General features: G+C 41.5%; 19 protein-coding genes. 8 read left to right on the forward strand and 11 right to left on the reverse strand.

Annotated features, from left to right (window positions below):
- Window positions 1-4: 4 nt before the first annotated feature.
- From J3P43_RS03660 to J3P43_RS03675, 4 genes are all read right to left on the reverse strand, one after another.
- A complete protein-coding gene (locus J3P43_RS03660; protein WP_255899159.1) occupies window positions 5-2,473 on the reverse strand; it encodes a hybrid sensor histidine kinase/response regulator in 2,469 nt (822 codons plus the stop codon).
- 368 nt (window positions 2,474-2,841) lie between these two features.
- Window positions 2,842-3,354, reverse strand: coding sequence for a hypothetical protein (locus J3P43_RS03665; RefSeq protein ID WP_255899162.1), 513 nt, complete (start codon window positions 3,352-3,354; stop codon window positions 2,842-2,844).
- 420 nt (window positions 3,355-3,774) lie between these two features.
- Entirely contained in the window at window positions 3,775-5,577 is a 1,803-nt protein-coding gene (locus tag J3P43_RS03670; RefSeq protein ID WP_255899164.1) for a response regulator, read from the reverse strand.
- 266 nt (window positions 5,578-5,843) lie between these two features.
- Window positions 5,844-5,966 carry a hypothetical protein gene (locus J3P43_RS03675; protein WP_255899166.1) on the reverse strand — a complete coding sequence of 41 codons (123 nt, stop codon included), beginning with the start codon at window positions 5,964-5,966 and terminating at the stop codon, window positions 5,844-5,846.
- Window positions 5,967-6,361: 395 nt separating this feature from the next.
- Between J3P43_RS03675 and J3P43_RS03680 the strand changes: the two genes are divergently transcribed.
- On the forward strand, window positions 6,362-6,874 hold the full coding sequence (locus tag J3P43_RS03680; RefSeq protein WP_255899170.1) for a hypothetical protein: 513 nt from the start codon (window positions 6,362-6,364) through the stop codon (window positions 6,872-6,874).
- A 395-nt stretch (window positions 6,875-7,269) separates the two neighbouring features.
- On the opposite strand, the gene J3P43_RS03685 is transcribed toward J3P43_RS03680, so the two are convergent.
- The gene (locus J3P43_RS03685) at window positions 7,270-7,485 is read right to left on the reverse strand and encodes a DUF1349 domain-containing protein (protein WP_255899172.1); all 216 of its coding nucleotides are present in this window, start codon (window positions 7,483-7,485) and stop codon (window positions 7,270-7,272) included.
- Between the two features lie 12 nt (window positions 7,486-7,497).
- Here J3P43_RS03685 and J3P43_RS03690 point away from each other — a divergent pair, with 12 nt between their 5' ends.
- Window positions 7,498-8,049, forward strand: coding sequence for an REP-associated tyrosine transposase (locus J3P43_RS03690; RefSeq protein WP_255899175.1), 552 nt, complete (start codon window positions 7,498-7,500; stop codon window positions 8,047-8,049).
- A gap of 343 nt (window positions 8,050-8,392) precedes the next feature.
- Here J3P43_RS03690 and J3P43_RS03695 read toward each other — a convergent pair whose 3' ends face one another.
- The 3 genes from J3P43_RS03695 to J3P43_RS03705 form a co-directional block, all read right to left on the reverse strand.
- Complete coding sequence (locus J3P43_RS03695) at window positions 8,393-8,725, reverse strand: hypothetical protein (RefSeq protein ID WP_255899178.1); 333 nt, start codon at window positions 8,723-8,725, stop codon at window positions 8,393-8,395.
- 225 nt (window positions 8,726-8,950) lie between these two features.
- Window positions 8,951-10,417 carry a hypothetical protein gene (locus tag J3P43_RS03700; RefSeq protein WP_255899180.1) on the reverse strand — a complete coding sequence of 489 codons (1,467 nt, stop codon included), beginning with the start codon at window positions 10,415-10,417 and terminating at the stop codon, window positions 8,951-8,953.
- Window positions 10,418-10,458: 41 nt separating this feature from the next.
- A complete protein-coding gene (locus tag J3P43_RS03705; protein ID WP_255899183.1) occupies window positions 10,459-12,462 on the reverse strand; it encodes an SIR2 family protein in 2,004 nt (667 codons plus the stop codon).
- Between the two features lie 655 nt (window positions 12,463-13,117).
- Between J3P43_RS03705 and J3P43_RS03710 the strand changes: the two genes are divergently transcribed.
- The 3 genes from J3P43_RS03710 (at window position 13,118) to J3P43_RS03720 (ending at window position 17,992) form a co-directional block, all read left to right on the forward strand.
- Window positions 13,118-16,279: an ATP-dependent DNA helicase gene (locus J3P43_RS03710; protein WP_255899186.1), complete on the forward strand. Its 3,162-nt coding sequence runs from the start codon at window positions 13,118-13,120 to the stop codon at window positions 16,277-16,279.
- A 1,054-nt stretch (window positions 16,280-17,333) separates the two neighbouring features.
- Window positions 17,334-17,540: a hypothetical protein gene (locus J3P43_RS03715; protein ID WP_255899188.1), complete on the forward strand. Its 207-nt coding sequence runs from the start codon at window positions 17,334-17,336 to the stop codon at window positions 17,538-17,540.
- Window positions 17,540-17,992, forward strand: a complete 453-nt coding sequence (locus tag J3P43_RS03720) for a DUF6036 family nucleotidyltransferase (RefSeq protein WP_255899190.1) — start codon at window positions 17,540-17,542, stop codon at window positions 17,990-17,992. Before J3P43_RS03715 ends, J3P43_RS03720 begins: the two co-directional genes overlap by 1 nt.
- A 22-nt stretch (window positions 17,993-18,014) precedes the next feature.
- On the opposite strand, the gene J3P43_RS03725 is transcribed toward J3P43_RS03720, so the two are convergent.
- A complete protein-coding gene (locus J3P43_RS03725; protein WP_255899193.1) occupies window positions 18,015-18,500 on the reverse strand; it encodes a hypothetical protein in 486 nt (161 codons plus the stop codon).
- A 95-nt stretch (window positions 18,501-18,595) separates the two neighbouring features.
- Window positions 18,596-19,237, reverse strand: a complete 642-nt coding sequence (locus tag J3P43_RS03730) for a hypothetical protein (protein WP_255899195.1) — start codon at window positions 19,235-19,237, stop codon at window positions 18,596-18,598.
- Window positions 19,238-19,645: 408 nt separating this feature from the next.
- Here J3P43_RS03730 and J3P43_RS03735 point away from each other — a divergent pair, with 408 nt between their 5' ends.
- Window positions 19,646-20,632 (forward strand): pyruvate dehydrogenase complex E1 component subunit beta, encoded by a 987-nt coding sequence (locus J3P43_RS03735; protein WP_255899197.1) that lies wholly within the window; start codon window positions 19,646-19,648, stop codon window positions 20,630-20,632.
- A gap of 261 nt (window positions 20,633-20,893) precedes the next feature.
- On the opposite strand, the gene J3P43_RS03740 is transcribed toward J3P43_RS03735, so the two are convergent.
- Complete coding sequence (locus tag J3P43_RS03740; RefSeq protein WP_255899199.1) at window positions 20,894-21,370, reverse strand: Lrp/AsnC ligand binding domain-containing protein; 477 nt, start codon at window positions 21,368-21,370, stop codon at window positions 20,894-20,896.
- 366 nt (window positions 21,371-21,736) lie between these two features.
- Between J3P43_RS03740 and J3P43_RS03745 the strand changes: the two genes are divergently transcribed.
- Together J3P43_RS03745 and J3P43_RS03750 are read left to right on the forward strand one after the other, a co-directional pair.
- Complete coding sequence (locus tag J3P43_RS03745; RefSeq protein ID WP_255899201.1) at window positions 21,737-22,237, forward strand: hypothetical protein; 501 nt, start codon at window positions 21,737-21,739, stop codon at window positions 22,235-22,237.
- A 171-nt stretch (window positions 22,238-22,408) separates the two neighbouring features.
- The gene (locus tag J3P43_RS03750; protein WP_255899203.1) at window positions 22,409-22,681 is read left to right on the forward strand and encodes a helix-turn-helix transcriptional regulator; all 273 of its coding nucleotides are present in this window, start codon (window positions 22,409-22,411) and stop codon (window positions 22,679-22,681) included.
- The last annotated feature ends 52 nt before the right edge of the window (window positions 22,682-22,733 follow it).

Below are 22,733 nucleotides of genomic sequence, written 5' to 3' on the forward strand. Positions count from 1 at the left end.
ATTCTCAGGCATGCTGAGTAAGCGTACCGGCCTTCATTTCAATATCTATTACGTTTATCAATTCTGCCAGTTCGTTTAGCTGATCTCTCATTTCTTGCTGACGGAGAATACCATTTTGTGAATCGATTTCAAGTTTTCTGAACGCTAGTGCAAGTTCTTTTGCTCCCATCTGCGCAGTTCTGCCTGCAATGCGATGCAATACGAGGCTTAGCTGATTTTTATCTTGTTTTTCCTCTGCGACTGTGAGAAGTCGTATATCCTCCTCCGAATCTACTATGAAACGCCCGACCACTTTTTTCAGTTGCAGCTCGTCTCCAAAAGTCATTTTCTGCAAGGCCTCTATATTCCAGCGATTCTCTGTTTCCTGATGATAGTTTCCTGATCGGAGTAAGTTGAGAAGCTCTTCTTCCCTGAACGGCTTCATCAGCAGGCCATCAAATCCTTGCGACATGACCCATGCACGCTCTTCGGGAAGCACCTGTGCCGTTACCGCATAAATTTTCACCTGGGCGGGAATCTTGCTTCGCAGAATAGCACAAAGTTCTGCTCCGTTCATACGTGGCATGCGGATATCCAGTAAAATGCAACATACTTCTTCATCCCAGGGAGCATCAAGAATCTTTTCGGGAGCATCAAAGCATACATGTGAAATTTTATGGTTCTCCAGTAGTGATGAACAGAGCTGGAGGATAAAAGCATCATCATCCACTACCCATACCTTGCCTTTAAGCAAGGGTGTGCTTTGAACGTTTAGCGGCTGTCTAAAGGCTTGACTTTCTGTTAACTCAAACCTTAAGTATAAAGTGAAACAACTTCCTTGTCCTTTTTTACTTTTAACATAAATTCGTCCTCCCAAGCCTTCGGTTATCGCTTTTACAATGCTAAGACCAAGTCCCGAGCCAGAAGATATTTGCTTGTCGGAAGAACTTCCCTGATCAAATTCATTAAACACCCGGTTTAGGTCCTCCCCGGCAATTCCGATACCTGTATCTTCCACGCTAAACATCAAAAAAGCGCTTCCGTTATGGCGCTTGCTGGATACACGGAGCGTAATCTTTCCCTTATCGGTGAATTTTATGGCGTTACTCAGTAGATTATAAAGAATCTGCTTTAACCTGAAAGCGTCTCCATTTAAGTGTTCTGAAGGTGGCAAGTCAAATTCGGTATGCAGCTCGAGTGATCTTTCATGGGCAGATAAGCGCATTACAGATACCACCTCTTTCAAGAGTTCTGTCAGATTAAAAACGGTATTGTCAAAGCTGAGCTTACCCGAGATGATCCGGCTGTAGTCAAGCACTTCATTAACTATTTGCGAGAGGTGGGTTGACGAGTGGTAAATGGCATCAATAGTATGATCACTGTGTTTCCCCTTCTTCAGGAGATCTGTGTAACCAATGATAGCCTGCAGAGGAGTTCTGATCTCATGACTCATGTTAGCTAAAAACCGCTGCTTTGCCGAACTATGGTATTCGGCCTCATCTTTTGCAATCTCCAGCTGCTTACGATAGGCGTTGCTCCTCGAAATGTCGGTCAAAATAAAGAACATCAGAACAGCGGTAAGGAAGAGGAAGGTTACTAGAATGATGTTAATATATTTAACACTAAGACCAACCACTTTCTGGGCACGCAGATTATTTAAAGCCGACTGGTTCATCGCGTCTTCTTCAACCTGTTGCAGAATACTCAGCATTTGGTTTGTAAGATTATTGCTTGCAAGAGCAAGTTGCGTCTCACGGTTAACAAACTTCTCACTTTGCTGATGCTGTTTCTTTTCCATGCTCAGCACAGCCTGCTTAACTGTCTTTAGTGTGTAATCCTGGCCGGCCGGAGTTATGGTATCTATTGTAATAGCCAATTCTTCGTTAATCACCTTCTCCTGACTTTTCTTTTTTCCAAAAAGCCGAGAGAAGAACCCCTTTTGAGCCTCTCTTTCAACAGGTAATACCGTGGTGGTAGAAACTTTTTTCTGGGTGGTATGAACAGTTGCACTATCCTTTTTATTAATCTTATCCGAAAGTATTCCGTTTAGAGATTCTAGCTGATAGGCTAGTTCATCATTATTTACAAGCTGCTCCCTGATATGCAGGTAATCTAAGAACAACTTATTACGCTGTGATAATAACTGTCGAAGAGAGTTGATGTGTTTTACCTGGGTGGGATTATCCTTGTAAAGCCTGCCAAGTGTATCGAGAGTAAGGCCTAGTTTGCTAAACTCTTTTATAAATGTACCCTGATAGGTTTTTTTATCAATCGCCATTGTTCTTTGCAGCTGGTCCATACGGGTTACTCTACCTGATAGATGGCTGACAATGGTTAGCTTTTCATTCGGCGCAGATAGATCTTCGACGGTTTGAAGCATCTCACTAAAGGTGTACTTGCTTATGTTCCAGGCTAAAGCAAGTGCAATACAAGCAATAGTAAAAGCTATTATCACTTTGCCTTTTACCGGAGTGTTAAAAAAGATATTTTTCATCTAAACAAGGAAAGCCGTTTTATTTAACGCCTGGAAGCTCAATTTATTGATAACTAACAAAGAGTTTTTTGACAGGATAGTTTTGGTTACTGGTAGCAACTCACAGCAGAGCTTTGCTGCCAAGTTATCAAATGGCATAAGAACAGGGACAAGTCAGCTTGCCTGGACGGACCTGATTCGAAACAGATTCGGTGATCTTACGTTTGTGAGCGTAGGATGTCCGAATCGTTCCCGAATCAGACCTGAATCTATTAAGACAAAGACAGATCGAAGAACCGTAAACAAAGTTCTTTCATTAGGACATGATACTTGGGTCAAACTGGGGGGAAGACTTAAACCAGAGAGAAGGAAATCCCTCATAGCTTTAATTACTTTGGCCAAATCTTCCCACCAAAGTCTGTGGTGACAGAATCTGCCTCAGCGAGATAGGAGCTTTTGAATTTTGTGGTGTTTACAAACTCCTTTAATTGCATAGTAAGGCGTTGTTTTACTTGCTCAACGCTTAAATTTGAATATTCGGTTTTAGGTAAAACGAAATACATGTTTTCTGGTTCGTAATCAACCCGGGTGGAAGAGCTATTTTCATTGGTGTACTTATTTAATCCCACGAAGAAGATGGTATGCTCGTCTGGTGACTCGAAAAGTCCAAAGTTGTAATTCTTAACAGGTTTCGTTGGAGGCTCATTTTCACAGATATTCGTTAGCCAGTCATCAAGGTTATCAAAGTCCGACTTAAATTCGGGTGGAGGAGGTATTACTTCATAAAGTTCCTCGCCTTCTATCACTACGTGCTCTGTGGTTACCTCTTCCACATTTTTCTTTGAATTACATGCAGTGAAAAAAGGAGCGATTAGTATAAAGGAAATTAAAGTTAGTTTCATAGAAGCGTAGCATATGACAATACCTTGGCGTACAAGGTAGAAAAAAGCATTGAAATCTAGCAGCACAAGCGGGTGCCTTGGTTCGTGTTGTCACACTACAAAATTCTGGCAAATTGCTGAAGTAATAGGATGTTCATCGGCTTGTTGGTGACAACACCAACAAGGGCGGAGTTACTTGTTTTGTTGGTGGGGACACCAACAAAGGGGAAAGACTTAATTCGCCTTGCGGAAGACTTAAAAACAGAGCGAGCAAATTCGTGGGTAATACGACGTTTATCGGCTTGTTGGTGACAACACCAACAAGAGCAGAGAGAAGCCGACCATGTAGTGAAGACCCAAACCAGAGGCGGAAATAAAATAGGATTGTTCTACTCATCAGGCATCCGTTTTTGTAGGAAGTTGTAATCTTCTCGTGCACGTTCACTCTGCCTTGTTTTTCTTCGAAATTTCCTTCAGGGCCGAAATAAAGGACTCGATTTGTATAGGTTTAGACAGATAGCCATCCATTCCGGCGGCAAAACATGCTTCCCTGTCTTCGGGAAATGCATTGGCCGTCATTGCGACTATCTGAGGCGCATACTTTCCTTCACTACGGATTCGCCTGGTTGCTTCCAGCCCGTCGATATTGGGCATAAGAACATCCATCAGGATAAGGTTATACTCCTTTCTTTTCAGCATTTCGAGCACTTCTGATCCATCATTTGCTATATCTGGCTGATAACCTAGCTTACTCAAAATCTTCACCGCAAGTTTTTGGTTAATAAGATTATCTTCTGCCAATAGAATGGCCAGGGGGGTTTCTGCAGCAAATTGTTCATCAAAAACCGAGGAGCTTTTTACAGGTTGCTTTATCAATTGCATTTCACTGGCAAATTGTTGCTGTAACAGGGTGAACGCTTGCTGGGGCTTGACAGGTTTAGACAAGATCGTTGTTTGCGATAGGTGTTCTTGTTTTTTGAAATTTCCATCGTTGGCCGCAGCCATCAGAATTACCGGCGATCGAAACTGTATCTTTTTAAGTTCCTTCATTAATCCCTGTCCGTCCATTTCGGGCATATTGAAGTCCGTTATAAGCAGGTCGACCGGATTCTCAGTTTTTACAAGGGCTAAACCCTCTTCAGCCGAGGAAGCTGACAGCACACCAAGGCCCCATTCTTCCAGCATAAGTTTCATATTAGAACGGCTGGTTTCGTTATCGTCTATTAAAAGCACCTTCTTGCCCCTAAAATCCTCCGCTATTCCTTTATCGACAGTTTCTGTTTTGGCTACCTGTGTCCGGATCGTAAACGTAAACGTTGTTCCCCTCCCTACTTCGCTCTTAACACTTATGGTACCATTCATTAAATTAATCAGCCTTTCGCTTATTACCAGCCCTAAACCGGTGCCTCCATATTGGCGGGTGGTTGAAGAGTCTACCTGCGAAAAAGCCTTGAACAGTTTTGCTAATTTTTCTCCTGGAATCCCAATTCCTGAATCGCGTACTTCGAACTTCAGTTCTATCTCCTCTCCGATTTTCTGAACCAATGAAACACCAATAAAAACATCTCCCTTCGGGGTGAATTTGATCGCGTTCCCGGTAAGATTTATGAGTATCTGCCTAAGCCGCAGGTTATCGGCATGCAAACGGTTTGGAATTTGTCTGTCAATACGATAAACGAGGTCAATATTTTGTTCTGAGGCTTTAAGTGAGAACAGATCGAACACCTCTTCGATACAGTTGCTTAGAGTAAAGTTCGCCGGATCCAGCTCCATATTACCGGACTCAATTTTGGAGAAGTCGAGAACGTCATTGATAACATTTAACAGGGCCTTTCCGCTATTCCTGATAATATCCGCATATTCCTGTTGTTCTTTATTCAGATCCGTTTCCAGAAGCAGATCGGCCATGCCGAGCACTCCATTCATCGGGGTCCGTATCTCGTGGCTCATTGTGGCAAGGAAAGTGCTCTTGGCAAGATTAGCCTGCTCAGCTTTTTCCCGTTCTTCAGTTAGCCGAAGGTTCAGACTGTATAAATGTTCGGCCTGCGACTTAAGTTCTTCAGACTGGGCCTGTAGCTCTTCATTCAAGTCCTGCAGTTTTTCAGCTAGCTCTCTAACGGTGTTTTGTGCCTCCTTTTCGGCAGTTATATCCCGGGAAATGGTATGGACTCCAATAACCTCTCCATCGAGAATTACAGGCACCTTAGTAACATCAATGTAGTGCACAATGCCTATGCTTTCCATAAGTAGTGTCTGCTCAAACTTAGTGGCATTTCCTTTCAAGGCTTCTCGCTATTCGACATGTTCTGCAAGGCATGTCGAAGAACAGATAAATGAGGATTTGTAATCCTCTAAACCGCAAGCTCTAACAAACCTTTCCTCACTCCGTAAATTTCACCGCAGCTACTGTAAAGATATTCTTCTTCCTTTTCTACCAACCCCGCACGAACCGGATTCAAATGAATGTAATTCAATTTCCGCCTTTGTTGGTGTTGTCACCAACAAAACGACTAACCCTTGTAATGCGTCACCAGATTAAATTCGTCTGAACCGTCGAAATAAAATCGTGCAGATGAAAATTTATAATCCTCGGGATATTCAGCTATTAAGCCGGATGGATTCCTGGTTTTCATGGTAAAGATTTATTCGACCTGCGGAAGACTTAAACCAGAGGAGACTTAGCATTTAAGTAAAAGGTCCGAGCTGCAAGCTCGAACCAGCACGCGCCTTATGCTCGCGGTAGCTGGGGGGAATTTAAATCCACGCTGGTTTAAGGTTCAGCGCAGCGCTCTTAAACACCATAATTGAAGTCAGGACTCTGTCCGGTGACTTAGAAAAATTTATATTTTAGCCGGACCTTATCTTTTACCTATGCTACCCGATATCGGTTTGGAGATAATTTGAAACCTCACTTTATTACTTTTGCTGTTAATAGGTCCGAACTGCCAGCTCAAAGCAGCACACGCCTATGCTCGCTACCTGGGAAATTTCAACTATATTAGACCTCCAAAATCTTAACCCCCAATAAATGAAGATTGCCACAGTTCTTTTTATTTTAATTTCGAACGCAAGCTTCTCACAAGCGATCCTGTGGAAAGAGAATTTTAAGTTAGATTGGAAAAACTTTAAGGGACCAACTGAAGATCAAGATGTTGCTGCAGTTACGCATTGTGGAATCAGGGTCAAGCCAACCGTGAAGGTATTGGTTAAAGGAAAAGCGACTTACACGGCGTTTGCCGAATTTACTTGCGACTCATCTTTTTACTTCCCTCAAAAAGTAGACTCGTTGGTACTTGCACACGAACAACTGCATTTTGATATAGCCGAGCTATTTGCGAGAAAGCTACGCCAAAGATTTACTGACAGGGGTTTCATCACTCCAGTAGAAGCCCGTAACCTATTTAATAAACTTCATAAAGAATACTTCGATTTCCAGTCCAGGATAGAGGAAGAGACTTCACACGGGACAAAGCTTGAAGAAGAGAAAAAATGGGAACAATTCGTAAGCAATGCGATTAGAGAACTTAATAAATATAAATAGGTCACAAACATCTAATCAATGGAGCCCTCGTTTTCAGGGTAAGATTTATTCGCCCTGCGGAAGACCCTTTACTGGTTTAAGAGTTCAGCGCAGCGCTCTTAAATCATCCTTTGAAAAATCAGGACTCCGTCCGGCGATGTAGAAAAATATTTATTTAGCCAGACCTTTTCATTTACCTATGGCTACCTGATACTGTTTTGGAGATGATTCAAAACCTCACTTTATTACTTTTGCTGTTAAAAGGTCCGAGGTGCAAGCTCGAACCAGCACACGCTTTATGCTCGCGGTAGCTGGGAATTTAGCCAAAACGAATTCATGAAAAACAGATTTTAACCTTCCAAGAACACGAACTTTTTGAATCGTCAGACGACCGTTTTTTGGTAAGAATTTTTTTATTACTTACCTAGCCTGAAGTCGGTTACGCTTTTTTGACTTAGACTTAGTTCTTCAAAGATAGATGAAGACCCGGCCTTATCCACAGGACATTGAGTACTTATACCTACATACAAAATCTCGGGATAATCATTTTCATGCAGACGTACCATTTGCCATTTCTGGTTATCAAGAGAGTAATAACAGGCAATAGTTTTAGTATCAGATGATATCTTCATATATACAAATGGTTGCTCAACGATAATCGGTTTGGAGATAATACCAAGCCCCATTTTATTACTTTTTCCGTTGTAAACTGGATTGACGTTTTTACACGTGAATCGTACAAGCAACTACTCATTGAAAGTCTGGACTTCTGTATTAAAGAGAAGGGCCTAATACTACATGCCTGGATTATCATGAGCAACCATGTTCATTTAATTGCATCGGCTAAAGGAGGTTTTGAGCTTGCTGCCCTTATCAGAGATCTCAAAAAGTTCACCAGCAGGATGATTATTGAAAGTATTGGATCAAACGGGCAGGAAAGTAGAAAAGAGTGGATGATATGGATGTTCAAGAGAGCAGGTGCAGCAAACAGCAATAATAAAGTTTACCAGTTTTGGCAACAGGATAATCACCCGATTGAATTAAGTACAAATGAAATGATGGACCAACGGTTAAACTATCTTCATGAGAATCCTGTACGGGCTGGTATAGTTAATTTTGCTAGCCATTACAAGTACAGCAGCGCAGTTGATTATTATGAAGAACGACTTGGCTTACTAAACGTTGAACTATTATAGGTGGCAAGCCGGACGGAGTCCTGGTTTTCTGGTGAAGATTTAAGTCGCCCTGCGGAAGACTTAAACCAGTAGGGGAATTTTTCTATACCGGGATTGCAAATCCCTTTTTATCTAGAGTTCGACATGCCCTGCGGAACATGTCGAACAGCGGGAAGCTGGGGGTACCTTAATTATAGCTAAGCCTGACTTTAGTAGCTCCGTTTCTGGAATAGCACTTTAAAATAGTTTCTAACGCTGTTATATCCTTGGTAAATGCGCTAGTACTTAAATATCCAGAATCATTTGGATAACCAAACATAGGATGCTTTTGATGATCTTGCTGCGTCTTGTTCATCCTTTCGTTCTACGCCGAATCAGTGGAAAAGCCATAGATTGCGTCAACAGGGTTGTATTTCACATGTTTGTGATAATTGGGGTTGGCTCTTATCTTACTTTTTAGACTAGATAAAAGCCCCTGCATCTTTCTAATTTCTAACCAATAAGCGCTTGATGGTTTAGGGTTATCAACAAAGTCATAATGCTGGAATAATGAAAGGTCGATTTTAAGAACCTTCTCGACTTGTGATGCCATACTTTTATCGCCGTATCCACCTATCTGCTCAAAAAAGTGAGATAATCCCTCTGGGAATTGGCCCTCACAAGAGGTTTTGACATTCGCTTCTATAGAATAATACATGCCTCTGCACCCTGAAGTATTTGTACTAAAGGAGGCATTCAGACTAAATAGAATTAGCAGGAAAAATTTCACGTAAGAAGATAATGCCTAAAGATAATATTTTTCGGCTTTATCTGGTATTCGACATCTCCTGAGGAACATGTCGAATACCGGGGGTGTTAGTTGTGCAACAGCCACGACACGCTCGAACCAGCAAGTTGAACACGCTCGCGACAGCTTGGGAATTTATTCCCTCTCCTTAATTATCCTTTCCCATTCGTCATTGTGTTTTTGAACATATTTTTCTAGTCCGTCAATTGGGTAATATTCATATGTGAAGTTGTAAGTTGCACTTTCTTTATTCTCAAGGTTAGAAAAAAGGAAGTGGATATACTGGAAGTGAAACTTCGAGCTTAACTCTAAACCTAACCGTTGTTTTTCTTTGTACATCTCTCCATTGAACGTTTGGAGGAATTGGCAGTAGTAATATAATCCTTCGAGATAATAGTACTTAATATGGGAAAGGTTAAATAGCGCGTTTTCAAAGTGCTTAGTTTTATCTTCCTTGCTTGTTGACGCGAATGCATACATTAACTCTTTTAATCCCCTCGTATAAGGGTTCGTCACAACAAGTTTCTGAATGACTTTTTTGTCTAATTTTTTTACCTTGGATAAGGTGTATGTGCATTGCATTATCTCTAAATGCTCATCTAAATAAAGTGAGTTGATATACTGTTCCAAGTATGGAATATTAAGCTTTTTAAACATCAACTCATATTCAAAGTGGTAAAAGCCATCTTTTTTTCTCGAGATATTGCTAATAATCCCTAGATAAAAGAAATGTGCGTCTAGATATATGTAACAATCGTCATTTATTATGCATGAATTAATCCTTTGTAAGGTATACCCTTCCATACTATGCACATTCGATATAATGTTTTTATATCGTCTTTCAATAAAGTCTTCCTCACTAAATACTCTACTCTCCATCTCCTCCACGGATAGTAACTCTGCTAAATTATTATAGGACACGTCAAATTCATTATGATAAAAGGTCATATTATAATTCAAGACATTAATTAATAACTCGGCATTAGGCAGATCCGCAAAGTATTCTAGTGTATCGTCTAGCTTTCTTTGAAACTCTTGGATCTGTTTTTCATTCACGATAAAATCCTCCAAATTATAGATATAATTTAAAAGCCACTTCTTTTCAGAAACAGGTCCCCCTTCAATTATTTCAATATCTTGAATATATGTGAGTACCTTTAGCAGATTGTTCTTATACAAGCTATAGAACTTTAGGGCTTCCGACCGAGATCTGCGCTTCTCTAAAAACTCGATGATGTCTAAAATATAGCAATTAAATGCGTATGCGTCCAAGCAGTACTTCTGTTTTATTTCTTTAGGCCTTTTCGAGAATTGATGCTCAGCAAAGCGGCGTATAATCGGCTGAAGTTGAAGCGTTCCATTATAGTCTTCTACTAATGATTTGTCTCTTAAAGTTCTTAATTCTTTATCGCTAATGCTATTCGAAGAGTTGTTTTTTTCAAAACATCTTTTAAAATTTGATAAGCTTATACCATCAGGGAATAAATTAAGGAGTTCAAATGCTAATTTTTCTTTGTTGTTTAATGTAGTATATGAATAGTTTATGGACTGATAAATGGATTTGGTCCTTTCAATATTTAAATCTGCGTTGTTTTTGAACACATGATTATAGTCCTCATTAGTGGATTCAAAAAAGTGCTCTTTTAATTGCTCCTTAAGCTGATCTTTTTAAAGCTAGTTCTAGATTTCGTAACTAGCTTAATTGCGAGAGGATTATTATTTAATAAGTCTTCTAGAATTTCGGTTCTCAAAATTCTGATTTCTTGCTCACTCGTTACAACCCCATAATATTTTATAAATAAAGATAAAGCGTCATCCGTAATTAAAGGTGTAAGCGAATACACATCTTCAAAATCCTCTGATGGACTCAACTTTTCTCGAGAGGTTATCACGATATTAGCATAGTCTGTTGCAAACTTCAAGAGATCGATAACTTTTTGATAGTCGTCCTCATTTATCGAGTTAACTACCGTTTCGAAATTGTCTAAAATAATAAGTAAGTCGATTTTTGAAAAGCTGTAATTTTCAACTAAGTACTCTCTGAAATTTAAGATATTAGTTAAATTAAAGCCACTAATAAGGATTTCCTCGAAATCTGCATAGCTCTTTACATTCTCGCATGATTTGAAGGTTACTCCTTCGTGGTAGTATCCCCGGTTGTAAAGTTCATAGGCTACCTTTTTTATTAGAGTTGTCTTTCCTGTTCCTCCCGATGCTTTTACATTTAAAAATTTATTCGATTTACCGATGCTTATTAACTTCAGCGCAATCGCTGATTGCTCTTCAACTCGCCCGATTATGTTGCTCAAACACTTTTTCCCAATAGATAAATCTTTTAGGTTTCCGTAGATAGATGATATAATTGCGGAGCCCTTATCCACGTTGCTATCTAATAATTTAGTCAACCCGATGTTAATGTCGTTGTCGATTATATCCAAATCCCCATTCTTAATGGCTTTATAGATAAACTTATTTAGAACGGCAGTTTTGAAGGAAGAAATATTTACTAAGTTGAACTCTGGAACCAGTTCTACTTTCTCATTAGTAATTAAAATTATAGAAATTTTATCGTTGGGTATGCTTGATAAAATCTCAAATGGACTTAATAAATCACTTTTTAGATTATCATCTTCGACATATAGTTTAGATTTAAAAACTTTGGTCACAATGATTAATAAATCGTAATCTTCAATTGTGGACAACGTTTTTAAGTTTAATGTCCCTAGATACAAATTGGCATCTAAAGCATCTAAGCTATTTAAAACTTTTGAGATGTCGTCCTTGAAATCAAGGTCAAGCGGATCAGGGGAAAGAATGGCAAATTTATGTCTGGCATTAGGCTTCACCTCAATTTGGGGGGCCTTAGGTGAACTAATTAGTAGATTTTTATAAGTGATACATGTATCAAGGAAGAAATCTACTTCGTCGTAATTGTTCAAGGTTATAGTCTCCAAAAAGGCATACTTCTGAAACTTTAATGGCTCTGTCGATAAAATAAAATGCTTGTTGTTATTAACAAAAACTCTGTCTAATGTGTCGAAAATCAAATTTATGTCCGGGTCATTAAAGCTGAAGCCTATAAATAAAATTGTCTTTTCTGCAAAGATAGACTTAAGTTTTTCCTTAGCGGCTGTGACTACGGAATATAACTTTTCATATTGCTCCTTAAATAATATGCAATTATCAGGTTCAGAAAAACTACCATGTAATTTGAAGATATAAGGCTTATTACTTTTATTTATTTCACTGATATTATAAGTTGAAGTATAAATTGAAGGTATTATGGAATTGTCCGAGGCTTTTTCAAATGCATTGTCAAAGTTTGTTGTGATTATTTGACCGGATAGTAAAAGAAGCTTCTTGTGCAGGGCTAAATCCCCTTCCTGAATGTTAAAGTTTGAGGAAACATATTTGTTTATTTCGTGGTGCTCCGCCCGAAGTTTGTCCAGTACATCACTAGCGGACATAAGTTTATTTCGTAGCAATGGAATAAAAAGCTTATAATCTTCACGACCTATTGCGGTTATAACGTCTTCTACTAACTTGCTCCAATTAGGAAGGTTAAACTTTTCGGATAACCCAGCTCCTGCAAAAATGATTAGGTTATTCGCTTTAATTGCGTCTTTAATTCTTTGAGGTAATTCCATTAGTAATGTGAAGGTTAAATGTAGCCAGAAATCGGTTCGATGCAAATATGTCAAAACATTTTAAACAATTATCAAGTTAATGTGTATCGGAGGAATTATTGTTATTTACATTCAAGTCTTCTTCTTGGCGCAACGGCTAGGTCCATATGAAGATGACTTACCCGTGATTTCAATGAGGTTACAACCGCCTTTGTTCTTCTACAATCATTTTAACTCCTCAATGCCTCTTCTTTCCTTATAAGTAAATGAATACAATAAGTGATCGAAAGTATTAGACGGAATTACGATAGGCTGATTAATATTCTACAATAGGAATGTTTCGTCAATTCTAAATGCCTTAGAACAGAGCAATCGCCTTCGTTCATAAACCCGGGTGCAACGGATACCGGCCTCCGCGCCTAAGGCCTGCAGGCGTATGAGTGAAACACGGGGCTTCCAGAACATAGCAGCAGCTGCCTCCCGTTTCCAAATCCTTCTTCTAAAAAACAAAAGTCATAGTAGGTTTCTACATCCATTAGATTTCTCCCTCTGGTCGAAATGACAAAGGCGCCGAGATGACAATTGAAATGACGAGTGCCGTAACCACCCAACCGCACCCACCCCCTTTTTACACTCCCCTACCAAAATCCCCAACATTTCCCTACCTTCATACTCTATGCAAATCCTCTCAAAATACAACGAGAACTTTCAAAAGGCCCTTTCGCGATTAAACGAGAACCAGCTAAAGGCGGTGAATCGGATTGATGGTCCGGTGCTGGTGATTGCCGGTCCCGGGACGGGAAAAACGCAGATTCTGGCGGCGCGGATTGGTAAAATACTGCTGGATACGGATACGCAGCCTCATAATATTTTGTGCTTAACGTATACTGATGCGGGTGCGGTGGCGATGCGGAAGCGGCTGTTTGAGTTTATTGGTCCGGAGGCGTACCGGGTGAATATTTATACCTTCCACGCGTTTTGTAACGACATTATACAGGAGAACCTGGACTATTTCGGCAAGCTGGAGCTGGACCCGATTTCGGACCTGGAGCGCATCGACCTGTTCCGCCGGCTGGTAGACAGCTTTGGGAAGGACCACCCTTTGAAGCGTTTCCGCGGGGATGTGTATTTCGAGATTAGCCGCCTGCAGGAGCTGTTTTCGATTATGAAGCGGGAAGACTGGAGCGCCGCGTACATTGAGGAAAAGATTGAGGAGTTTAAGGAGCTGGTGGGCAGCTGCGAGCCGGATTCGATTTACTATAAGATTTATAAATACGCTAAAAAGTACCTGAATAAAGAGGCGGGTTCGCTAAAGCCTGCTTATACGGAGCTGTGTGAGAAACTGACGCTGCTGAAGGCGGCGGTGCATGAGTATCCGCGTTATCAGAAGATGATGCAGGAGGCGGGCCGCTATGATTACGACGACATGATCATTTGGGTTCTCGACGCTTTTAAAAAGGACGAGAATTTTCTGCTGAACTACCAGGAGCGTTACCAGTATATTCTGGTTGACGAGTACCAGGATACGAGCGGTGCGCAGAATGAGCTGATCAGCCTGTTAATCAGCTACTGGGAAAGCCCCAATATTTTTGTGGTGGGCGACGATGATCAGTCGATTTTCCGCTTCCAGGGGGCCAATGTGCAGAATATTACGGATTACAGCTCGCGTTATGCGGATGCGCTTTACCATGTGATGCTGACGGATAATTACCGTTCGAGTCAGCATATTCTGGATACGGCGCGGGTGCTGATTGAGCATAATACCGAAAGGGTGAATTTGCCGGGGCTGAGCAAGTTTTTGCTGTCTAAAAATGAGCTGCACATCAACAGCACTGTATTGCCGGAGATTAAGGCTTACCAAAGTCAGTTTCATGAGTTTGCGGCCATTACGGATAAGGTTTCGCGACTGATTGAAGATTGTGTTTCGCCGGAGGAGATTGCGGTGATTTACAAGGAGCACCGTTCGGGACAGGAGCTGGCGAGGTATTTCCATTTAAAAGGCATCCCGGTGAATACCAAGCGGAAAGTGAATATTTTAACGGAGCCTTTCGGACAAAAGATTGTGAATTTGCTGCGCTACATGGCGATTGAGAACGAGTTTCCGTTTAACGGGGATGAGCTGCTGTTCCAGATTATGCATTATGATTTTTACGACATCGCCCCGATGGATGCGGCTAAGATTAGTGTGGAGGTAAGCGATTACAATAAGAACCATAAAGACAAGACTTCGATCCGATCGAAGATTCAGCAGATTGCGGCTAAAACCGGTTTGACCTTATTTGATACCGAGAGCCATAAGCAGATTAAGCGCCTGAGCGATGATCTGGAGTTTTGGATCAAGGAGGCAAATAACCTGACACTGCAAAACCTGTTCGAGAAGATTATGGTGCGGGGCGGGATTTTGGCATATATTCTGAAGTCGCCGGATAAAACCTGGCTGATGCAGGTGATTTCGTCGCTGTTTAATTTCCTGAAGGAGGAGACGCGGAAAAAGCCAGATTTGAAGCTAAAGGATTTTATCGTCCTGATAGATTTGCTGGAAGAGAATGATCTGTCGCTGGAGCTGAACCAAACGATTTTCCACCAGCAGGGGGTGAACTTCCTGACCTGCCATGGTTCCAAAGGTTTGGAGTTCGAGCATGTATACCTGATTGGTAGCAACAGCAAAGTGTGGGAGAAGAAGAAGAGCCGGAGCATGGGCTACAAGCTACCGGATACGGTGTTTTCGTCGATGCCTTCGTCGAACCATGAGGAGGAGCTGCGCCGTTTGTTTTACGTGGCGATTACGCGTGCGAAAAAGCATTTAACGATTTCTTTCCCTGAGCTGGATACCAAGGGCAAGGATTTGGAGCCTACGGTGTTTATCGGGGAGATTTTGTCGAAAACGGATCATACCATTGTTCGGGAACCGGTTAGCGATGCGGTGCTCACGGAGTTTTTTGTGCTGCAGTTTACCGAGGATGATAAGCCTTCGATCGGCCTGATTGATACCGAATATGTGAACCAGCTTTTGCAGAACTACTCGCTGAGTGTGACGCATTTGAATAATTATTTGGATTGTCCGCTGAAGTTCTATTTCCAGAACTTAATTATGGTGCCGAGCGGCAAGAATGAAACCATGACGTTTGGATCTGCGGTGCATTGGGCGCTGAATAAGTTGTTTCGCAGTCTGCCGGAAAATGGGAATGTGTTTCATGGCTTGCCTCAGTTCTTAAAGGATTTTGAGTGGTACATGAAGCGCAACCGCGAAGCCTTTACAGATGAGCAGTTTAAACGCAGAATGGAGTATGGCGAGAAAATTCTTCCGGAGTTCTATAATAAGTATGTGGAAAGCTGGGAGAAAATTACGGTTACGGAGTATGCGATTAAGCAGGTGGAGGTTGATGGTGTGCCGATTAAAGGGGTGCTGGACAAGCTGGAATTTCATGGTTCGCAGGTGAATGTGGTGGATTATAAAACGGGGAACTATGAACGGGCACGGGCTAAGTTTGCTGCGCCGAATGAGAAAGATCCGGTTGGCGGGGACTACTGGCGGCAGGCGGTGTTCTATAAGATCTTAGTGGAAAACGACCGCAGGAAGAACTGGGAGGTGGTGAGTACGGAGTTTGATTTTATTGAGCCGGTGAAGGAGGAGTATGTGAAGCATAAGGTAGTGATTGAGCCGGAGCACCTGGCTGTGGTGAAAGGGCAGATTAGGGAGACGTATCAGAATATACTGGAGCATAAGTTTACGGGGTGTGGGAAAGAGGATTGTAGCTGGTGTGGGTTTGTGAGATCGAATTTTACGAAAGAGGTTGATTTGGTGGATGGGGATGTTGATGAGTTGGAGGAAAGGTAGGCAGCTTGTACTCCTCTCCAACGGGAGGACTTGTCCCGATTTTCGGGAGAGTGCGTTGGGGTTGTGAAGTGGCGGGTGAGGGTTCTTGTTTGGTTATACTTCCCAATATCTGGTATCAAAGACTACTTAGTGGATGCTTCCTGAAACACGATTTTAGGATCCGCTCATGGCCGCGGAGAGGCCTAGTTACTTTCCCTTGATGGAAAGTAACCAAAGATCAAGAACAAAAAAATGCTCGGCCGCCTTTTTGTTCGGGCCAGCGCTCGTGCTTCGGTTACTTTTAAAGAAAGTTTTAGGGATGTCTTTCTTGGGATTTGAGGTTTCAGGGTGCTGAATTAAAGATTTGCAGGGGAAAAGTGGATTGTTTTGGCGTGGGTTTGTGAGGAGTAATTTTGTGAAAGAGGTTGATATTGTGGAAGGGGTTGAAGAGGAAGAGAAATAGGCGTTTTGCTTATGCGCCCTGTACTCGTCTCCAAGGGGAGGACTTGTCCCGATTTTCGGGAGAGTGCGTTGGGGTGGTGTAGTGGCGGGTGAGGGTTCTTGTTTGGTTATACTTCCCAATATCTGGTATCAAAGACTACTTAGTGGATGCTTCCTGAAACACGATTTTAGGATCCGCTCATGGCCGCGGAGAGGCCTAGTTACTTTCCCTTGATGGAAAGTAACCAAAGATCAAGAACAAAAATATACTCGGCCGTATTTTTGTTCATCCCAGCGCTCGTGCTTTGGTTACTTTTAAAGAAAGTTTTAGGGATGTCTTTCTTGGAATTTGAGGTTTCAGGGTGCTGAATTAAAGATTTGCAGGGGAAAAGTGGATTGTTTTGGTGCGAGTTTGTGAAGAGTAATTTTGTGAAAGAGGTTGATTTGGTGGATGGGGTTGAGGAGGAGCCTCGCCCTTGATCCCTCTCCAAAGGAGAGGGGTTGGTGCTTTAGCATGGCTGAGTGAATTAAGTTTAGAGTTTTTTAAAAAGATTATAAATGAATTACCAGCCAAGTACTCCCTTCTCCTTTGGAGAAGGGTTGGGGATGAGGCATAAAAACCCTATTTTTGAATATGTCACAATTCAGGTTAGACAGAACAGCATTTAAGGGTCAAACAGCGGAGGAAGCTTCAGCTTCTCACGCTAAGTACTATAAAACACTTACCTGGCAGGAAAGGCTTAGAATTGCCAATTATCTGAATAGCATAGCTTATAATTACCCGGAGAATAATCCGCCACGTTTAGACAGAACTAAATTTAGTGTAAGGGCAAGAGGCTAATGGGTAATGTTTTCAATGAAGATTTCAGGGATTTCATCAAGGCACTTAACACAAATAATGTACGGTATATTCTGATTGGCGGGTTTTCAGTTATTCTTCACGGCTATTCGAGAACCACCGGAGACATGGATATTTGGGTGGAGAGAACTCATGATAATTATGCGTTATTAAAAAGAGCTTTTTCGGACTTTGGAATGCCTGTGTTTGATATGACGGAAGAAAACTTCCTTCATCATACAAACTGGGATGTGTTCACCTTTGGGGTTCCTCCTTCTGCTATTGATGTTATGATTAATGTAAAAGGCCTGAATTTTTCGGAATGCTACGAAAAATCAGTTTATTTTCATGAGGACGATCTCGAAATAAGAACAATTCATGTTAGTGATTTAATTAAAGCTAAACAGTCATCGGCCAGACCTAAGGACCTGGATGATTTGCAAAACCTGGGGTGATAGGATCCTGTTTAAGTACGCATCAGTTTTGTGTCGATACTCCTTCCTCTGCCAAAAATCTCTCAATCCCTATCTTAAATAACGAATCATTCAAATCCCCTCTTGGGATCACCTTTTCAACCTTTACCGTGAACAGCAGATAATGCCCTTTGGTATGAGATGGTTTCATCACATTCAGGATGGTTTGCATGGAATCGAAGTTCAATTTGAAGGTGGCGCTGTCGCCTTCGCTTAGCATGGAAAGACCGCTGAAGATGTCTCCTTTGAAAAAAGGTTTCTGCTGCTCAAGCAAGGCGGGTTTGCCTGATTTAAATGAATTTGCGATAACGGAATCTTCTTCGGTGCGGTGAATGAAGTTAACCGAAAGAAAATCGCCGGGTTTAATGGATTGGCCGGGTTTGTCGGTATGGATCAGGTATTTCATATCGGCCGGACCGTTTTGATATCCGCCACATGAATGTAAGACGATCAAAATAATACTACTGAGATAGATAAATAACTTTTTCATAGGTGTTTGAATTAGAAAAACCGCCTCATTACCAAGGCGGTTCTCTATTACAATTTGATTCAGGCGGGTGCCTGATGGGCTTAATTTGTTAATGATTATACGCCGTCCCGCTGGAAAGCTCCTACAAGACGGGCATTTCTCTGTCCGTTTACTGTAGTCCACTCGCTTTCGTAGTTTAGTCCATAAGGCCAGAAAGAATGGCCGTCTGCGCTGATAGTAGAGCTTGGGCTTTCGCCCACAAAGCTTCTGATCATTTGCAGGCCATAGTATCCGGTGTATTTTCCGTTGCTGCGAAGTTCGTTCCAGCGGGTTGTAGTTCCAACGCCCTGGGTGTGTGCAATCTCGTGCATGGCGCAGCGCTGGGTCATGTAGGCGCGGTTCGCTCCGAAGCGGATTGTTCCGTTAGAGTTTCCGTCGGCAGTGGGTACACCAGTGTTATATTCTACGCGGAGATTTCCGCTGCAGTAGGTAGTTTGACCGTTATACATTGACACGGCAGCGTTCATAGCAGATGTGATCCTGTTATAAGCATCTATCTGATCGGCGGTAGGGTTAGAGGCCCGCACCAGGTACCAGGTTATCGTTGCTTTTGTTTCGGCGCTGCTTTTTTGCGAGGTCGCAACCGATCGTTCGGAAGGGGCAGCGGTTTCTTGTTTTTTGCAACCTGAGAAGCTAAGGCCGCATGCAAGCAGCACTGTACAGATTAATTTGAGGTTTGAAATTGGTTTTAAATTCATCGGTTTTGTTGTTTGTTTTTAAAATAGGTTTTTTGGACTGCCCATAAATTGTAAAGTTTTTATCCCAATAGGGTGCTTTTCATAGTCTTGTTTTTCGGTGCAGGCTCCGGGGGGCTGCTTAGGTATATTGCAAGTGTCGGATAATAAGGCCGTGATTATGAGGGGTTAACTCGGAAAAAGTAAGGGGCGTTCAGGTTTCGGGATGAAAAGAACTACAAAAATGTCTTCGCAAGACTGCTAGGCACGTAACAGGAGGGCGCCCCAGCTTTTAAGGAATCCGGTATCTGAAAAGATGGTTTTAGGAGAAAACTTGGAAAACCGCTAAAATTTATCCAAATCTCATCCCAAAACCACCTCTTTTTTTCAAACTTTAAGATTATATTTGCCCCCGAATTTATTTTACATATAATGAGAGAAATACAGTTCAGAGAAGCACTTCGCGAAGCATTAAATGAGGAAATGCGTAAAGATGACAAGATCTTTTTAATGGGTGAGGAAGTTGCTGAATATAATGGTGCCTATAAAGTGAGCCAGGGGATGCTGGAAGAATTTGGTCCCAGGCGTGTAATCGATACTCCTATTGCTGAGCTTGGCTTTGCTGGAATCGGCGCTGGTGCTGCAATGAACGGTCTGAAGCCTATCATTGAATTCATGACTTTCAACTTCTCTTTGGTTGCGATTGACCAGGTAATTAACGGCGCTGCTAAAATTCTTTCGATGAGTGGTGGCCAGTTTGGTTGCCCAATTGTGTTTCGTGGCCCGACTGGTAATGCCGGTCAGCTTGGAGCGCAGCACTCACAAAACTTTGAGAACTGGTATGCCAATACTCCGGGATTGAAAGTGGTAGTTCCATCTACACCTTACGAGGCAAAAGGGTTATTAAAATCATCTATCCTTGATCCTGATCCGGTGATCTTCATGGAATCTGAAGTAATGTACGGTGATAAGGGAGATGTTCCGGCTGAAGAATATTATATCGAAATAGGTAAGGCCAATGTATTGAAAGAAGGTACCGATGTTACCATAGTAACGTTTGGTAAAATGCTTTCAAGAGTGGTTAATCCGGCAGTTGAAGAATTAACGAAAGAAGGAATCAAGGCAGAAGTGATCGACTTACGTACTGTTCGTCCGATTGATTATGATACCATTATCAACTCTGTTAAAAAGACTAACCGTTTGGTGATAGTTGAAGAAGCATGGCCATTAGGCTCAATTGCTACTGAAATCACCTTTAAAGTACAAAAAGATGCGTTCGATTACCTTGATGCTCCGGTATTGAGAGTAGTTTGCGCAGACGTTCCTCTTCCATATGCTCCAACCCTGATCAAAGAAGCTTTGCCAAGTGCAGAGAAAGTGATCAAAGCGGTGAAGAGTGTTTTGTACCAGGAGAAATAGTATTAGCTTTTAAGCGAAGTGAAAGGTCAATCGAATAGGTTGACCTTTTTTGTGAATGCTGCCCTTGGATTGCAGCGCCCTTTGTCATCCTGGGATTTTGTGCTATGACGCCGGTAACTTTCCCAAAAGTTCCAAATTTTTGGAAAGTTTAAACATCCAGTATTTCGAGAGCTCTTCGACTCCGCTCAGAGTAACACAATTTTAGTATACAAAAAAAGGTCAATCTGGTTAGATTGACCTTTTTTAATGATTCAAATTTTTTTACGACTCCAGGCTTATTTGCCGTTTAATGCTTTCCTCCAGAGAAATAAATGTTTCGGTTCTCTGTATCCCTTCAACCGCCTGAATACTGTCGTTCAGTACTTCACGTAAATGGTTGGTATCTCTGCAAATTATCTTGGCAAACATACTGTAAGCTCCTGTACAATAATGAAGCTCGACAATTTCTTTTACTTTTTTAAGCTTCTCTACAGCATCTTTATATATAGAGCCCTTCTCCAGAAAAATCCCCAGGAAGGCACAAACATCATAACCTATTTTTTGTGCATCAATTAACAGGTTTGAACCTTTTATGATACCGAGGTCCTGCATTTTCTTCATCCTGACGTGTATGGTACCGCCGGATACTATTAAACGCTTGGCAATCTCTGTATAAGGAATGGTCGCATCTTCCATTAACAGAGCAAGAATCTGCATGTCCAGATTATCAATTTCTAAATTTGGGCTTCTTTTTTCCATACAAATTTTAAAAGATATTAATTAAGCGTCTAAGTAAATAAAAAGTTAACAAAAATTAAAATATATTGTTGGAATATTTGCAACAAAGATGCATTTTATTTTAAATTTGTACTAAGTAACGTAAAAATAGTTACAAAACACTGTAGGGTGGTGAAACAGGCAGACACACCTCCTTGTCTCGGTGGCGGAGATTCTGGGAACGCCTTAACGGTTCAACCACTCCTTGAAGGTTCGATTCCTTCCCCTACAGCTCCTTTCGTTTAATTTAGGTTTATAATTGGTTAGTTTTTAAGCTCCTGCACACCAGGGGCTTTGTTTTTGGGGATTGGCCGGGAAAGCTTACCTTTAAGAATCAATGTAATTCTTATGAACCAGTCACGACAGCTTTCTCAAACTCCCGCAAAGTTCTTAATGACCATGTCTATTATATTCTTTGCGATGCTTGCCGCTCAGATTCTTTTTGCCCTGGTGGTTAGCTACCTTAATAGTAACCGGGATATGGAAGCTCAGGCGTCTGACCGGCCCTTTTTATACGTAGTGCCCATAATGGCTGTAGTTTGCTTCATCTTATCTAAAGTGATGTTTGATCAGATTCTGAAGCAGGCTAAGCTTAAGGAGGCTTTAAACGAAAAAGCAATGGTATACCAGGCCGCTTTTCTTACACGTCTCGCCCTTCTTGAAGGAGCATCGCTCTTCGGCATAGTTACGTATTTTCTAACCGGGAATATCTTTCTCTTGAGTGTTTCTGCCTTAGTGATATTATATTTTTTAACGCTGCGCCCCACAAAAGAACGTGTCAGCAGTAATCTTGCCCTCGACTATCATCAGCAAAAGCAGTTCGACAATGCTGATGAAATAATGCAATAGGCTTAATTTTTCCGTCAATTGAGTTTTAAAGGAGCTTCTTAGCGGGTATTCTTATATCTAATTCGTATTCGGCTTAAAAACAGCCGTTTGGGAAACCAAGGATAATAGTTAATTTTGAGTTAGAGTTTTAGATGATATAACACTTGCTGATTTTTAATTCAGCGCTCTTAAATGGAAAGATATTTCAGTAAGAAAATAAAAACCGTTCGGCTAAAGCTGGGATACAGTCAGTTTGATTTTGCGAAATTGCTCCAGATGAGCCAGATCGAATTGCATAAAATCGAAAGTGGCCAAATAGCACCCAGAATAGAAATATTAAGCAAGTTTGCCGAGGTAGCTTTTTATGAAATTATATCTCCTTTTAGAAAAAAGGGGAAAGGGAAGGAGGATGAGCCGGAGCCGTTTACTGTCATCCCGGGTGAGGAAGAAGATATAAACAAATAAAAAAAGCCAGGTAATACCTGGCTTCTTACTTATGAAAACATCCCGTTTGAGA

Origin of the sequence: Paradesertivirga mongoliensis (assembly GCF_024436395.1) — a bacterium.
Taxonomy (GTDB): Bacteria; Bacteroidota; Bacteroidia; order Sphingobacteriales; family Sphingobacteriaceae; genus Paradesertivirga; species Paradesertivirga mongoliensis.

What these genes read in the sequence shown, in the direction of transcription:
- J3P43_RS03725 (WP_255899193.1), bottom strand. Translation starts at nt 18,500, where the DNA reads ATGAAAAAGTTATTTATCTATCTCAGTAGTATTATTTTGATCGTCTTA.
- J3P43_RS03685 (WP_255899172.1), bottom strand. Translation starts at nt 7,485, where the DNA reads ATGAAGATATCATCTGATACTAAAACTATTGCCTGTTATTACTCTCTT.
- J3P43_RS03715 (WP_255899188.1), top strand. Translation starts at nt 17,334, where the DNA reads ATGTCACAATTCAGGTTAGACAGAACAGCATTTAAGGGTCAAACAGCG.
- J3P43_RS03705 (WP_255899183.1), bottom strand. Translation starts at nt 12,462, where the DNA reads ATGGAATTACCTCAAAGAATTAAAGACGCAATTAAAGCGAATAACCTA.
- J3P43_RS03720 (WP_255899190.1), top strand. Translation starts at nt 17,540, where the DNA reads ATGGGTAATGTTTTCAATGAAGATTTCAGGGATTTCATCAAGGCACTT.
- J3P43_RS03740 (WP_255899199.1), bottom strand. Translation starts at nt 21,370, where the DNA reads ATGGAAAAAAGAAGCCCAAATTTAGAAATTGATAATCTGGACATGCAG.
- J3P43_RS03750 (WP_255899203.1), top strand. Translation starts at nt 22,409, where the DNA reads ATGGAAAGATATTTCAGTAAGAAAATAAAAACCGTTCGGCTAAAGCTG.
- J3P43_RS03730 (WP_255899195.1), bottom strand. Translation starts at nt 19,237, where the DNA reads ATGAATTTAAAACCAATTTCAAACCTCAAATTAATCTGTACAGTGCTG.
- J3P43_RS03695 (WP_255899178.1), bottom strand. Translation starts at nt 8,725, where the DNA reads ATGTATTATTCTATAGAAGCGAATGTCAAAACCTCTTGTGAGGGCCAA.
- J3P43_RS03660 (WP_255899159.1), bottom strand. Translation starts at nt 2,473, where the DNA reads ATGAAAAATATCTTTTTTAACACTCCGGTAAAAGGCAAAGTGATAATA.
- J3P43_RS03710 (WP_255899186.1), top strand. Translation starts at nt 13,118, where the DNA reads ATGCAAATCCTCTCAAAATACAACGAGAACTTTCAAAAGGCCCTTTCG.
- J3P43_RS03745 (WP_255899201.1), top strand. Translation starts at nt 21,737, where the DNA reads ATGAACCAGTCACGACAGCTTTCTCAAACTCCCGCAAAGTTCTTAATG.
- J3P43_RS03670 (WP_255899164.1), bottom strand. Translation starts at nt 5,577, where the DNA reads ATGGAAAGCATAGGCATTGTGCACTACATTGATGTTACTAAGGTGCCT.
- J3P43_RS03735 (WP_255899197.1), top strand. Translation starts at nt 19,646, where the DNA reads ATGAGAGAAATACAGTTCAGAGAAGCACTTCGCGAAGCATTAAATGAG.
- J3P43_RS03680 (WP_255899170.1), top strand. Translation starts at nt 6,362, where the DNA reads ATGAAGATTGCCACAGTTCTTTTTATTTTAATTTCGAACGCAAGCTTC.
- J3P43_RS03665 (WP_255899162.1), bottom strand. Translation starts at nt 3,354, where the DNA reads ATGAAACTAACTTTAATTTCCTTTATACTAATCGCTCCTTTTTTCACT.
- J3P43_RS03675 (WP_255899166.1), bottom strand. Translation starts at nt 5,966, where the DNA reads ATGAAAACCAGGAATCCATCCGGCTTAATAGCTGAATATCCCGAGGAT.